General features: G+C 72.3%; 11 protein-coding genes. 6 read left to right on the top strand and 5 right to left on the bottom strand.

Annotated features, from left to right (window positions below; all coding sequences use genetic code 11):
- Positions 1–18: 18 nt before the first annotated feature.
- Positions 19–4581, top strand: a complete 4563-nt coding sequence (locus ACYVF3_RS03000; protein ID WP_461152702.1) for an ATP-dependent helicase — start codon at positions 19–21, stop codon at positions 4579–4581.
- Between the two features lie 7 nt (positions 4582–4588).
- Here ACYVF3_RS03000 and ACYVF3_RS02995 read toward each other — a convergent pair whose 3' ends face one another.
- From ACYVF3_RS02995 to ACYVF3_RS02985, 3 genes are all read right to left on the bottom strand, one after another.
- Positions 4589–5107, bottom strand: coding sequence for a GNAT family N-acetyltransferase (locus tag ACYVF3_RS02995; RefSeq protein WP_461152701.1), 519 nt, complete (start codon positions 5105–5107; stop codon positions 4589–4591).
- Positions 5108–5178: 71 nt separating this feature from the next.
- Positions 5179–5949, bottom strand: a complete 771-nt coding sequence (locus tag ACYVF3_RS02990) for a maleylpyruvate isomerase N-terminal domain-containing protein (protein WP_461152700.1) — start codon at positions 5947–5949, stop codon at positions 5179–5181.
- Positions 5936–6391: an SAV_6107 family HEPN domain-containing protein gene (locus ACYVF3_RS02985; RefSeq protein WP_461152699.1), complete on the bottom strand. Its 456-nt coding sequence runs from the start codon at positions 6389–6391 to the stop codon at positions 5936–5938. The genes ACYVF3_RS02990 and ACYVF3_RS02985 overlap by 14 nt, the downstream gene beginning before the upstream one ends.
- Positions 6392–6663: 272 nt before the next feature.
- Here ACYVF3_RS02985 and ACYVF3_RS02980 point away from each other — a divergent pair, with 272 nt between their 5' ends.
- A complete protein-coding gene (locus tag ACYVF3_RS02980) occupies positions 6664–7230 on the top strand; it encodes a GNAT family N-acetyltransferase (protein ID WP_461152698.1) in 567 nt (188 codons plus the stop codon).
- A gap of 58 nt (positions 7231–7288) precedes the next feature.
- Here ACYVF3_RS02980 and ACYVF3_RS02975 read toward each other — a convergent pair whose 3' ends face one another.
- Positions 7289–8971, bottom strand: a complete 1683-nt coding sequence (locus ACYVF3_RS02975; protein ID WP_461152697.1) for a DUF885 domain-containing protein — start codon at positions 8969–8971, stop codon at positions 7289–7291.
- A gap of 110 nt (positions 8972–9081) precedes the next feature.
- On the opposite strand from ACYVF3_RS02975, the gene ACYVF3_RS02970 reads away from it, so the two are divergent.
- The 4 genes from ACYVF3_RS02970 (at position 9082) to ACYVF3_RS02955 (ending at position 12986) form a co-directional block, all read left to right on the top strand.
- Entirely contained in the window at positions 9082–9744 is a 663-nt protein-coding gene (locus ACYVF3_RS02970; RefSeq protein ID WP_461152696.1) for a DUF3153 domain-containing protein, read from the top strand.
- Between the two features lie 94 nt (positions 9745–9838).
- A complete protein-coding gene (locus ACYVF3_RS02965) occupies positions 9839–10966 on the top strand; it encodes a polyprenyl synthetase family protein (RefSeq protein ID WP_461152695.1) in 1128 nt (375 codons plus the stop codon).
- Positions 10967–10970: 4 nt separating this feature from the next.
- Entirely contained in the window at positions 10971–12446 is a 1476-nt protein-coding gene (gene crtI, locus ACYVF3_RS02960) for a phytoene desaturase family protein (protein ID WP_461152694.1), read from the top strand.
- A gap of 120 nt (positions 12447–12566) precedes the next feature.
- The gene (locus tag ACYVF3_RS02955; RefSeq protein WP_461152693.1) at positions 12567–12986 is read left to right on the top strand and encodes a PPOX class F420-dependent oxidoreductase; all 420 of its coding nucleotides are present in this window, start codon (positions 12567–12569) and stop codon (positions 12984–12986) included.
- A 48-nt stretch (positions 12987–13034) separates the two neighbouring features.
- Here ACYVF3_RS02955 and ACYVF3_RS02950 read toward each other — a convergent pair whose 3' ends face one another.
- Complete coding sequence (locus tag ACYVF3_RS02950; RefSeq protein ID WP_461152692.1) at positions 13035–13400, bottom strand: Rv2175c family DNA-binding protein; 366 nt, start codon at positions 13398–13400, stop codon at positions 13035–13037.
- Between the last annotated feature and the right edge of the window lie 62 nt (positions 13401–13462).

Genomic DNA, 13462 nt, shown 5'->3' with positions numbered 1-13462 from the left:
GTGGTCCAGCATGGAGGCATGAGCGACGTGCTGGACGGCTTCTCCGAGGCGACCCGCGACTGGTTCCGCGGTGCCTTCGCCGCGCCCACCGAGGCGCAGCGGGGTGCGTGGGAGGCCATCGCGGCGGGTGAGCACGCCCTGGTGGTGGCGCCGACCGGTTCCGGCAAGACGCTCGCGGCCTTCCTGTCCGCGCTCGACCGACTGGCGGCCGAACCCGTCCCGCCGGACCCGAAGCTGCGCTGCCGGGTGCTCTACGTGTCGCCGCTGAAGGCCCTGGCCGTCGACGTGGAGCGCAACCTGCGCGCCCCGCTGGCCGGGATCAGGCAGGCCACCCAGCGGCTGGGCAGCGAACCACCGGACGTCCAGGTCGGCATCCGAACCGGCGACACCCCCGCCGACCAGCGGCGATCGTTCGCCCGCAAGCCCCCGGACGTCCTCGTCACCACGCCGGAATCGCTGTTCCTGCTGCTCACCTCGGCTGCCCGCGAGTCCCTCGCGGGCGTGGAGACCGTGATCGTCGACGAGGTGCACGCCGTGGCGGGCACCAAGCGCGGAGCGCACCTCGCGCTGTCGCTGGAGCGCCTCGACGAGCTGCTGGCCCGCCCCGCGCAGCGCGTCGGGCTGTCGGCGACTGTGCGACCGGTCGAGGAGGTGCGGACCTACCTGGCCGGCGGGCGGCCCGTGCGCACCGTGCAGCCCGCCCACCCGAAGGAGGTCGAGGTCCGGGTGGAGGTGCCAGTGCCGGACATGACCGAACTGGGCGCTTCCACCGACGATCCCGGTGATCAGGCCGCGCAGCACCCCTCGATCTGGCCGTCGGTCCAGGAACGCGTCCTGGAGCTGATCCGGCAGCACCGCTCGACGATCGTGTTCTGCAACTCGCGACGGCTGGCGGAACGGCTCACCGCGGGCATCAACGAGCTCGCAGCCGAGGAACCGGAACCGATGACCCGGTTCCCCGCCGAGGCCGTCGGTGGGTCCGGCATCGGATCGGGAGCGCCGCCCGCGGTGGCCAAGGCCCACCACGGCTCGATGTCCAAGGAGCAGCGGGCCGTGGTCGAGGAGGAGCTCAAGTCCGGCGGCCTGCCGTGCGTGGTGGCCACCTCCTCGCTGGAGCTGGGCATCGACATGGGCGCGGTCGACCTGGTGGTGCAGATCGAGACGCCACCCACGGTGGCCTCCGGGCTGCAGCGGATCGGGCGCGGCGGGCACCAGGTCGGGGCTGTCTCACGCGGCGTCGTCTTCCCGAAGTTCCGGGGCGACCTCGTCGGCTGCGCGGTGGTGTCGGAACGGATGGCCGACGGGCTGATCGAATCCCTCGCCTACCCGCGCAACCCGCTGGACGTGCTGGCCCAGCAGGTCGTGTCGATGGCGGCGATGGACGACTGGTCGGTGGCCGGGCTCGCGGCGCTGGTGCGCCGCTCCGCTCCCTACGCCGGGCTGCCGGACTCGGCGCTGCACGCGGTGCTGGACATGCTCGCCGGGCGCTACCCCAGCGAGGAGTTCGGCGAGCTGCGCGCGCGGATCGTGTGGGACCGGGTCAACGACGAGCTCCGCGCCCGGCCGGGTGCGCAACGCCTCGCGGTCACCTCCGGTGGCACCATCCCCGACCGCGGTCTGTTCACCGTGACCACGCCCGGCGACGAGGAGGCCGGTCGCGGCGGTGTGCGGGTGGGCGAGCTCGACGAGGAGATGGTCTACGAATCCCGCGTCGGGGACACGTTCCTGCTGGGAACCAGCGCGTGGCGGGTGGAGGACATCACCCACGACCGGGTCATCGTCACCCCGGCACCGGGCCAGCCGGGCCGGATGCCGTTCTGGAAGGGCGACCAACCCGGCCGCCCGCTGGAGCTCGGCAGGGCGCTCGGGGCCTTCGTCCGCGAGCTGACCAGTGCCGATACCTCCGCCGCGCAGGAACGCGTCACCGCCGCCGGACTGGACGAGTGGGCGAGCGCGAACCTGCTGTCCTACTTGGACGAACAGCGCCGGGCCACCCGGCACGTGCCGGACGACCGGACCATCGTGGTCGAGCGGTTCCGCGACGAGCTCGGCGACTGGCGGATGGTGGTGCACTCCCCCTTCGGCGCGCAGGTCAACGGCCCGTGGGCGCTGGCGGTCGGCGCGCGGATCCGGGAGCGACGCGGCATCGAACCGCAGATCGCCTCCTCCGACGACGGCATCGTGCTGCGGCTCGCCGACGCGCTCGACGAGTCCGGGGCCGAGGTGCTGCCCACCGCCGAGGACGTGCTGCTCCCGCCCGCCGAGGTGCAGCAGCTGGTCACCGACGAGGTCGGCGGTTCGGCGCTGTTCGCCGCGCGGTTCCGGGAGTGCGCGGCGCGGGCGCTCCTGCTGCCGCGCCGAGACCCGCGCCGCCGCACGCCTTTGTGGCAGCAGCGGCAGCGATCCGCTCAACTGCTCGCCGTCGCGGCCCAGTACGAGCAGTTCCCGATCGTGCTGGAAGCCATGCGCGAATGCCTGCAGGACGTCTACGACGTCCCGGGCCTGTCCGAGCTGATGCAGCAGGTCGCGGCCCGCAAGGTGCGGGTGGTCGAGGTCGAGACCCCGAGCCCGTCGCCGTTCGCGCGCAACCTGCTGTTCGGCTACGTCGGGATGTTCCTCTACGAGACCGACGCTCCGCTGGCGGAACGGCGTTCCGCGGCCCTGAGCCTGGACTCCACGCTGCTCGCCGAGCTGCTCGGCTCGGAGGCCCTGCGCGAGCTGCTGGACACCGAAGCGCTCACCGAGATCGAGCAGCAGTTGCAGCGGCTCGACCCCGACCGCCACGTGCGCGACGCCGAAGGCACCGCCGACCTGCTGCGCTTCCTCGGCGACCTGTCCACGACGGAGGCCGAGAAGCGCGGCGCACGACCGGAGTGGCTGACCGAGCTCGCCGAGCAGCGCCGCGTCCTGCAGGTCCGGATCGCCGGGGAGCAGCGGTGGATCCCGATCGAGGACGCCGGGAAGATGCGCGACGCGCTCGGCGTCGCGCTCCCGGTCGGGGTGCCGGAAGCCTTCACCGAGCCCGTCGCCGACCCGCTGGGCGAGCTGCTGATCCGCTACGCGCGCTGCCGCGGCCCGTTCACCGCCGACGCCGCAGCGCAGCGGTTCGGGCTGGGGGTGGCCGTGGTGCACGGCGTGCTGGACCGGCTGACCGGGTCGGGACGGCTGGTGCGCGGCGAGCTGCGCCCGCTGGAAGCCGGCGGCGGAGGCCAGCTCGACTACTGCGACGCGGAGGTCCTGCGCCGCCTGCGGCGTGCCTCGCTGGCCCGGCTGCGCGCCGAGGTCGAACCGGTGGAACCCGCTGCGCTGGGCAGGTTCCTGCCGATGTGGCACGGCATCGGCGCCAGGCTGCGCACCGCTCCGACAGTCGACGACGTGTACTCGGTCGTCGAGCAGCTGGCCGGGGCGCCGGTCCCGGCCAGTGCGCTGGAATCGCTCGTCCTGCCCTCCCGGCTGCCCGGCTACTCCCCCGCGCTGCTCGACGAGCTGACCGCGACCGGCGAGGTGAGCTGGGTCGGGTCTGGCTCGCTGGCGGGCGGTGACGGGTGGATCGCGTTGGCGCCCACCGATGTCGCCGACCTGCTGCTGCCCGACCTCGTCGAGGAGCCACCGGATTCACCGCTGCACCGGGCCGTCCTGTCCTCCTTGGAGGGTGGCGCGCAGTTCTTCCGGCAGCTGGCCGACCGGGCAGGCGGGCTGCTGCTCGAACAGGACGAGGAGGCGCCCGCCGACGACGCGGTCACCGCGACCCTGTGGGACCTGGTCTGGGCCGGGACCGTCACCAACGACACGCTAGCGCCGTTGCGCGCCTTGGTCTCCGGGCGGGGCGCCGCGCACAAACCGCGCCGCAGCGCGCCGCGCGGGCGGTACGCGCGGTTGCGGGCGGGACGGCCGTCGATGCCTCCGCGCAGCGGGCCGCCGACGGTCTCCGGGCGCTGGTCGCTGGCGCCGCAGCCTGCCGCCGAGCCCACCCGCCGCGCGCACGCGAGGGCCGAGGCGTTCCTGGAGCGGCACGGCGTGCTGACCCGGGGCGCGCTGGACGTCGAGCGGGTGACCGGCGGCTTCTCCGCGGTGTACAAGGTGCTTCGCGCGATGGAGGAGTCCGGGCGCTGCCGCCGCGGGTACGTCGTCGAAGGGCTCGGCGCCGCGCAGTTCGCCATCCCGGGCGCGATCGACAGGCTGCGCGCACTCTCCGGCGACGATGAGGCGGACACCGATGCCCTGGTGCTGGCCGCCGCCGATCCCGCGCAGCCCTACGGCGGCGCGCTGGCCTGGCCGTCGCCGATGGGCGACACCCGGCACCGGCCGGGCAGGAAGGCCGGCGCGCTGGTGGTGCTGGTGGCCGGCGAAGTGGTCTTCTACGTCGAGCGCGGCGGCAAGTCGCTGCTGTCGTTCACCGAGGACGACACCGCTCTGCGGTCCGCTGCCGCCGGTCTGGCCCGCGTGGTGCGCGAGGGCCGGCTGGATCAGCTCGCGGTCGAACGCGCCGACGGCGAGGGCGCGTGGGGGTCGAAGCTGGCCGAGGTCCTCACCGAAGCGGGGTTCCGGGCGACGCCGAAGGGGCTCCGGCTGCGAGCGTGATCGAGCGCTACAGATCCATGAACGGTGCCGCGTAGGCGAATTCGCCTCGCACGGCCGGGTCGTACCCAGCCAGCGGGCGGACTTGGAAGTGCTCGGCCCACTCCGGGACCGGAGGGGTGATGCCGAACTTCCCGGCGGGTTCGAAGCCGAACCGCGGGTAGTACTCGCGGTGCCCGAGCAGCGCCACCAGCGGCTCGCCGAGCGCGTCGGCGGCGCCGAGCACCGCGTGCATCAGCGCCGAACCGACGCCCGCGCGCTGCGAATCCGGTGGCACGCCGATCGGCCCGAGCGCCAGCACCGGAACCGCACCGACGTGCGCCCGGCTGCACACCACGTGCCCGCCGACCTCACCATCGCGTTCAACGACCAGCGACAAGGCGGGCAGCCACGACTCGTCCTCGCGCAGCGCGTCGACCAGCCCGACCTCCACCGGAACCCGGTGCGGGGCATCGGGATCGGCGAAGGCCGCCGCGTGCACCCGGCGGATGGCGGCGTGATCGGCAGGGGTTTCGCGGCGGATCAGCATCCGCCCACGGTGTGCCATCCGCGGGCTTCGAGCAACCGAATTCCGGCGCACCGGCCACGTCGGCCTCGCGGTCACCGGACCGCCAGCTGCAGCAAGCCCCAGAGCTGGGCGATGGCGTCCGGATCACCGCTGGTCTCCACCGCCCGGTTGGGCAACCTCCCCCACATCCACAGGTAGACGGAGCTGGGATCACCGCCGACCACCGCGTCCGGCGTGGTGGTGGCCACGTCCTGCGAGCTGGTCACCGCCGCACCGGACGGGTCGGCGGTGACCAACCAGTTGCGGCCGGGCACGTGCACGCCCACCGAGCAGGGCCTGGTCGCGGTGATCTGCAGCGAGTGCAGGCGATAGCCGAACCAGACCCGCAGCACCTCGTCGATGCCGTCGGTGGCCACCTCCGGATCGATCGGCGTGTGCTGGATACCGGCCGCCGTCTGCACGTCGGCGCGGTGCACCGTGGCGGCGTGCAGCATGCGCCGCGCCCAGAAGGCCACGGTGTGCTGCTCCGGCCACCACGTCGGAGCGGGATCGTCCGGCGGGCGGGAGACGAACTCGGCGAGCAGGTCCGCCATCCGCACGGCGAACCGGTTGGTCAGCTCTCGCAGGTCCGCCTCGGGAGGCAGGTCCCAGCGTCGTTGCGCCTCAGGCGATCCGAGCCAGGACAGCACGTCCTCGCACAGATCACCGAGGTGCCGGATCGTCTGGCCGACGGTGCGGCCGGACGCGCTGTACACCGGCGCGTCCACGTGCACGTCGTGCGTCGCGGCAGTCATCAGCTGGGCTTCGATCCCCAGCTGATCGAGCATGCGCCCGTAGTCGATGCCCACGTCAGTTCCGTTCACGCGTCGCCCCCAGCAGGCTCCGCCCCACGATGCCGAGGAATTCCCGGCTGTTGTCCAGCAGTTCGTCGGCGTGCGCGTCGGTCGTGGTCGGGACTCCGGCCTCGGCCGCGGCACGGCGGTTGGAGCGCGCGGCGAAGTAGGCCGCCCACTCGCGCAGTTCTGGCGCGGCAGCGGTCAGCAGCTGCCACACGCTCGCCGGGCGCTTGTCCTCGCGGTGCGCGGACCGCGCCACGACGACGGCCGCGGCAGCCCGCAGCGCCGCCAGGTGCGCCGCGATGAACCGCTCACCGGGACGGTCCGCGGTCTCGGCCTCGTGCAAGCAGGTGCGCGCGTGCAGCAGGAGCGAAAGCGCACCGGCGGGTGTGTCCGCCTCAGGCGTGGGTCCCGCGTTCTCGACGGAGTATCGCGGCGACGGGATCGACAGGTCGGTGGGATAAGACATCGGCTCTCCCTTCAGCGGTGGGGTCCGGCGGCGGGGTGCTTCCCCCACCCCACCGCCGGACCGAGGTTCGAACGAGAGTTCGTCGAACTCGCGTTCGAACCAGTCCAGATTAGCGCCGACCGGAGATCGACTCAAGTGATGCGCTGTAGCTCACCTGTTCGAGTCACGACCAGCGAAGATGATCATGAACGGCGGCCGTCCGAACCCGCGCGGATCAACGTGGCCCGGGCGCAGGAAAGACCCCGAGCACGAGAGGCGTTAGTGTTCGGCCCGTGACCGCTGCGCCATCCCCCAGCTGCGACCGGGTGTTCGAACTGACCGCAGAGCAGTTGCGGGCGAGACTCCCCGAAGCTCTCCGGATCTACGTGACCGCCATGGGCTACCCGCCCGTGACCGCCCAGCAGCGCGCACCGATGTGGTCGGCGCACATGCTGCGGGCGGGCTGGCGCTGCATCGGCGCGTTCAACGAGGACGACGAGCTCACCGGCATCGGCTACGGCTACCTCGGCGCGCCCGGCCAGTGGTGGCACGAGCAGGTCCGCCGGGGCCTGGAGGACACCGGCGGCGACGCCGACGCCTGGCTGGAGGACTACTTCGAGCTCACCGAGCTGCACGTGCACCCGAGCGCCCAGGGCGCGGGTCTCGGCGAGGAGATCCTGCGCAAGCTGCTCTCCGGCGCGCCCGGCACCCGGGTGCTGCTGTCGACCCCGGAGGGCCCGACCCGCGCGTGGAAGCTGTACCAGCGCGTCGGTTTCGAGGACGTGCTGCGCAACTACAGCTTCACCGGCGACCCGCGCCCCTTCGCGGTCCTCGGCCGCCCGCTGCCCCTGAAGCCCTGAGACGGCGAGAGCCGCGGCCTTCGCGAAGGCCGCGGCTCTCGTAGCGGGGTCCGGCGGCTCAGAGCTCGGCGAGCTGTTCGCGGAGGGTGTCCAGGCCCATCGAGCCCAGCTTGAGGGCGTCGGTGTGGAATGCCTTGACGTCGAAGCCCGCGCCGTGGCGCCGGCGGGCGTCGTCGCGCGCCGCGCGCCACAGGCGTTCGCCGAGCTTGTAGGACGGGGCCTGACCCGGCCAGCCCAGGTAGCGGTCGATCTCGTCGCGAACCTGCGCCGGGTCGGTGATCGTGCGGCTGAGCATGAACTCCAGCCCCAGGTCGGGCGTCCACACCTCGCCCTCGTGGAACCCGGTCCCGCCCGGGATCTCCAGCTCCAGGTGCATGCCGATGTCGACGACCACGCGCGCGGCGCGGAAGAGCTGGTCGTTGAGCATGCCGAGCAGGTTCCCGTCGTCGGAGAGGTACCCGAGCTCGCGCATCAACCGCTCCGCGTAGAGCGCCCAGCCCTCGCCGTGCCCGGAGACGAAGCAGGCCAGCCGCTGGAACTTGTTGAGCCGCTCGGCCTCGTGCACCGAGGTCGCGACCTGCAGGTGATGCCCCGGCACACCCTCGTGGTACACAGTGGACACTTCGCGCCAGGTCGGGAAGTCCTGCCGGTCGGCGGGCACCGACCACCACATCCGGCCCGGCCGCGAGAAGTCGTCGGTCGGACCGGTGTAGTAGGCGCCGACGCCACCACCGGGCGGAGCGATCTTGCACTCCAGCCGCATCAAGGCGTCCGGGATCTCGAAGTGCGTTCCGCGCAGGTCCGCGAGGGCCTGGTCGGAGAGCCCCTGCATCCACCGCTCGAACTCGCGCTGGCCGCGCACCTGGTAGCGCTCGTCGGCGTCGAGGACCGCTGCGGCCTCCGCGAGCGTCGCGCCCGGCTTGATCCGTTTCGCGACCTCCTTCATCTCCGCTTCGATGCCGGAGAACTCCTGCCAGCCCCACTCGTAGGCCTCGCGCAGGTCGAGCTTCGCGCCGGTGAAGTACCGGGACCAGAGCCGGTACCGCTCCTCGCCCACCGCGTCCTTCTCCGGAGCCCGGGGCAGCAGGTCACCTCGCAGGAAGTCGGCCAGACCGGCGTAGGCCTCCGCGGCCGATTCCGCGGCGGTCTCCAGCTCGCGGCGCAGCGAGTCCTCGATGCCCTCCGCCCGGCCGACCATCGCGGCGAAGAACGATTCGCCGCCGTCGCGCCCGGACCAGGTGTCGCACTGCTGCGCGACCTTGCGGACCTGCCGCGCCGCCGAGACGTTGCCCGCCGCAGCGGCTTCGGTCAGCCCGGCGCGCAACCCCAGCACGGCTTCCGGCATCGCCGAGAGCCTGCGGCCGATGGTCCGCCAGTCGGCGTCGCCGTCACCGGGCATCAGGTCGAAGACCTGGCGCAGGTCCTGCGCCGGGCTGGCGATCACGTTCAGCGAGGACATGTCCGCGCCGATCTCGTGCAGTTCGAGGTCGAGCCCGACGCGCTCGGTGAACACCGCCTTCGCGATCCGCTCGGAATCGTCGGCAGGCTCGGCCTCCCGCACGGCGGCGAGGCTCCGGGCCGCCAGCTCGGCGCGCGCCCGGTGGCCGTCGGGCGAGTAGTCGGTCAGTTCCTCTTCCCCACCGGGGATGCCCAGGTAGGTGCTCGCGATCGGATCGAGCGCCGCCAGTTCGTCGACGAACCGGTCGCTGATCGCGTGTACGCCGTTGTGGTCAACTCCCATGCCGCCACGCTAGCGCGCGCACCTGGAAGCGACGCGATACGACGAAAAGCGGACACCGGCGATGATCACACGATCGGCGAACTTCTCGTTTCGGTGGCAACATCCCCCGCGTGGAGGGGAACAGACCGCGCCGAACGCTGCTGGCCCTGCTGATCATCCTGCTCGGCACGATGCTCAGCGGGTGCTTGCACGTCAGAGCAGCGATGACCATTTCCGGCGAGGACAAGGTCTCCGGCGAGGTGCTGGTGGCCACCGAAACCCCGGACGGCAAGGTGCCGTTCGACCTGCGGCCTCCTCCCGATCTCGCCGACCGGGTGCACGTCACGCCCTACAAGGAGGGCACCAGGGTCGGGGCGAACCTGTCGTTCAACGACCTCTCCTACGAGGAGGTCGAACAACTCGCGACCGCGATGAGCCCGTCCGATTCGCGGTTCTCGCTGAAGATGCACCGCTCCGGCTCGCTGGTGATCTTCGAGGGCGAGGCCGACCTGACCCCGCTGGCCGACACCGACTCCGGCATCGAGGTCAAGCTCAGCGCTCCCGGGCAGATCACCACCACCAACGGCGAGGAGAGCGCGGGCACGGTCACCTGGCTGCTGGAACCGGGCGAGGTCACCCAGCCCTCGGCGACCTTCCAGTTCACCACCGGCACCGGGATGGACTGGGTCGGCTGGGCGCTGCTGGTGTGCGGCGTCGCCGTAGTCACCGCGGGCATCATCGGCGCGCTCGCGCTGCGCAACCACCTGCGGACGAGGCCCGGCGCCAAGCTCTGATCGAGGCCGGTCACCCTCCGGAGCGCTCCGCGCACGCGGAGCGATGCCGTGGCCCCGCAGCAAGCGACGCGGAGGCATCGCGCAGGATGGAGGTGTGCCTCCCACGTACTCGGCCACCAAGCGGGCCGTCGGCGGCAACGCCGATATCGAAGCTGATCTGCCCGGTCACGTCCAGCGGGTGCTGAGGAGCTGCCTGCAGTCCCGGCGTGACGAGGCGGCCGATCTCGACCCCGCGGTCGGCGCTGCGGTGGCCGAGCTCAACGACTTCGTGCTCGGTGGCGGCAAGCGCATCCGCCCGACCTTCGCCTGGTGGGGCTGGCGGGCCTGCGGAGGCACGGCGAGCGGACCGGAAGCCGACGCGATGCTGCAAGCGGCCAGCGCTCTCGAACTGATCCAGACCTGCGCGCTGGTGCACGACGACCTCATCGACGAGTCCGACACGCGGCGCGGCAAGCCCACCATCCACCGCCGGTTCGAGCAGCAGCACCGGGACTCCGAGTTCACCGGCGACGACACCCAGTTCGGCATGGCCTCGGCCGTGCTGCTCGGTGACCTGGCGCTGGCCTGGGCCGACGACCTGCTGCACAGCGCCGGTATTCCGGCCGAGGCGATGCGACGGGCGCTGCGGCCGTGGCGCGCGATGCGCACCGAGGTGCTCTCCGGCCAGTTCCTGGACGTGCTCGGGCAGGTCAACGTCGACGAGTCGCCGGAAGCGGCGCTGAAGATCTGCCGGCTCAAGGCCGCTTCCTACACCGTGCAGCGACCTCTCGAACTCGGCGCGGAGATCGCCGGGGCGACGCCGGAGGCCCTGGCCGCGCTGCGCCGGTTCGGCAACGACATCGGCGTGGCGTTCCAGCTCCGCGACGACCTGCTGGGCGTGTTCGGCGACCCGGCGGTCACCGGCAAGCCCGCCGGTGACGACCTGCGCGAGGGCAAGCGCACGGTGCTGATGGCCGAGGCCGTCGCGACCGCCCGGGAACGGGGCGACCAGGCCGCTCTCGACCTGCTGCACGAGGTGCTGGGCGACCCGCAGCTCACCGAGGAGCGGGTGGGAGCAGCGCGCGAGGTGCTCACCGAGCTGGGTGCGGTGGCGGCCGTGGAGAAGCGGATCACCGAGCTCACCGGGTCGGCGATGCTCGCGCTGCACACCGCCGGGCTCCACGAGCCCGCCGCGTCGCGGCTGGCCGAACTGGCCATCGCCGTCACCGACCGCAACCACTGACGCCGTGCGCTCGGTCACCGGTCGCACCGACCACGTGGTGATCGTCCGCGCCGGGCTGGCGGGGCTCGCCGCCGCGCTGCACCTGGCCGGCGCGGGACGGCAGGTCACCGTCGTCGAACGCGCCGACGTCCCCGGCGGCCGGGCAGGTCTGCGCACCCTCGACGGGTACCGGATCGACACCGGCCCCACGGTGCTGACCATGCCCGACCTGCTCGACGAGGCGCTGTCGGCCGTCGGCTCGTCGGTTCGCGAACGGCTGGACCTGATCCCGCTGCACCCCGCCTACGAGGCGCGGTTCGCCGACGGTTCGACGCTGGGCGTGCACACCGACCCCGAGGCGATGGAGCACGAGGTGCGGAGGCTGGCCGGCCCGCGGGAAGCCGACGGCTACCGGCGGCTCCGGCGTTGGCTGACCGAGATCTACCGTGCGGAGCGGGACCGGTTCATCGACGCCAACTTCGACTCACCGCTCGACCTGATCTCCCCGGAGCTGGTCCGGCTGGTGGCGCTCGGCGGGTTCGGCAAGCTCGGCCCGGCGATCGGCCGGTTCCTGCGCGATGAGCGGGTGCGGCGGGTCTTCTCCTTCCAAGCCCTCTACGCGGGGCTGGATCCGCGGCGCGCGCTCGCGCTCTACGCGGTGATCTCCTACATGGACACGATCAACGGCGTCTGGTTCCCACGCGGGGGCATGCACGCGGTGCCCGCCGCCATGGCCGCGGCCGCCGAGGGTGCCGGCGTCCGGTTCCGGTACGGGACGGAGGTGACCGGCCTGGAGCGCAGCGGTGACCGCATCACCGCCGTGCGCACCGCCGACGAGCGGATCGCCGCTGACGCCGTGGTGCTCACCCCCGACCTGCCCGTGGTCCACCGGCTGCTGGGCAGGCGGCCTCGACGTCGTCTGCGCTGGTCGCCCTCGGCGGTGGTGCTGCACGCGGGCACGGCCAGGAACTGGTCCTCGGCGCACCACACGATCTCGTTCGGCGAGGCGTGGCAGGACACCTTCGCCGAGATCATCCGCGACGGCACGCCGATGACCGACCCGTCGCTGCTGGTCACCCGACCGACCGCGAGCGATCCGACGTTGGCTCCCGACGGCCGCGACCTGCACTACGTCCTCGCGCCGTGCCCGAACCTGCAGGCCGGGCCGATCGACTGGTCCCGCATCGGCCCCCGCTACCGCGACGAGCTGGTGGGAGTCCTGGAGCGGCGCGGGTTCACCGGTCTGGACGCCGCGATCGAGACCTCGGAACTGGTCACCCCGGCGGACTGGGCGGCCGAGGGACATGCCGCGGGCACCCCGTTCTCCGCCGCGCACACCTTCTCGCAGACCGGACCGTTCCGGCCGAAGAACCTGGTGCGCGGCCTGGACAACGTCGTGCTGGCGGGCTCGGGGACCACGCCCGGCGTCGGGGTTCCGCCGGTCCTCATCTCGGGAAAGCTCGCCGCGCAGCGGGTTCTCGGCGGGGCCGGCCGGAGCTGAACACCGATCGGTCCGCTCCCCGGATGGCGGCGCGCTGCCTGCGTGGCGATGATGCTCATCGCGGGGTCGGTGATCTTCACGGCTCCGCCGCAACGACACCCGAGCTATCGAGGAGACCCCATGTCCAAGCCGCCGCTGCCGCCCGACGCCGTCGAGCTGCTGCGCCGCGCCAACCCGTCCGTGATCACGACGCTGCGTTCCGACGGCACACCGGTGTCGACGCCCACCTGGTACCTGTGGGACGACGGCCGGGTCCTGATCAACATGGACGCCCAGCGCGTTCGCCTCAAGCACATCCAGCGCGACCCCAGGGTGACGCTGAGCGTGCTGGACTCCGGCGACTGGTACACCCACGTGACCGTCGTCGGCAGGGTGACCGAGTTCAAGGACGACGAAGGCCTCGTCGACATCGACCGCCTCGCCAACCACTACCTCGGCCAGCAGTACCCGAACCGGGACAACCCGCGGGTAAGCGCCTGGATCGAGATCGACAAGTGGCACGGCTGGGGCTCGATGAAGGACAACGACCAGCCCGGCTGAGCGTTCCCTCCCGGTGGTGCGCCTCGACGCGCACCACCAGGGGGCCGGTCAGAAGCCCATGGCCTGCGCGCGCCTCTTGACCTCGCGGCCGCGGTCGCCGCGGAGCGCGTCGATCGGAGTGCCGGGGAGCGTGTCGTCCTCGGCGAACAGCCAGCGCAGGATCTCGTCCTCGTGGTAGCCGTTGTCGCGGAGCACGGTGATCGTGCCGCCCAGCCCCTTCACGATCTCGTCGTTCAAGAAGAAGGCGCTCGGCACCCCCAGCTCCTTGTTCCGGCGCAGGGCGAGCAGATGACCATCACGAATGAGCTGATGCACCCGGGTGACGGACCGGCCGAGCTTCTGAGCCACGGCGGTCAGCGGTACAACCTCCACGTCGGGAGCCAGCACGTCCGGGGCAGCGGGGATTGCAACCACGTCGCACACCTTGCCACATCGCGCTCCCGCGTGCCGCCTACCGCGCGGGTAATCTTGTTGAT

Source organism: Saccharopolyspora tripterygii (genome assembly GCF_054778355.1).
This window is presented reverse-complemented; position numbering and strand designations above follow the sequence as displayed.

What these genes read in the sequence shown, in the direction of transcription:
- ACYVF3_RS03000 (WP_461152702.1), top strand. Translation starts at nt 19, where the DNA reads ATGAGCGACGTGCTGGACGGCTTCTCCGAGGCGACCCGCGACTGGTTC.
- ACYVF3_RS02995 (WP_461152701.1), bottom strand. Translation starts at nt 5,107, where the DNA reads ATGCTGATCCGCCGCGAAACCCCTGCCGATCACGCCGCCATCCGCCGG.
- ACYVF3_RS02975 (WP_461152697.1), bottom strand. Translation starts at nt 8,971, where the DNA reads ATGGGAGTTGACCACAACGGCGTACACGCGATCAGCGACCGGTTCGTC.
- ACYVF3_RS02985 (WP_461152699.1), bottom strand. Translation starts at nt 6,391, where the DNA reads ATGTCTTATCCCACCGACCTGTCGATCCCGTCGCCGCGATACTCCGTC.
- ACYVF3_RS02955 (WP_461152693.1), top strand. Translation starts at nt 12,567, where the DNA reads ATGTCCAAGCCGCCGCTGCCGCCCGACGCCGTCGAGCTGCTGCGCCGC.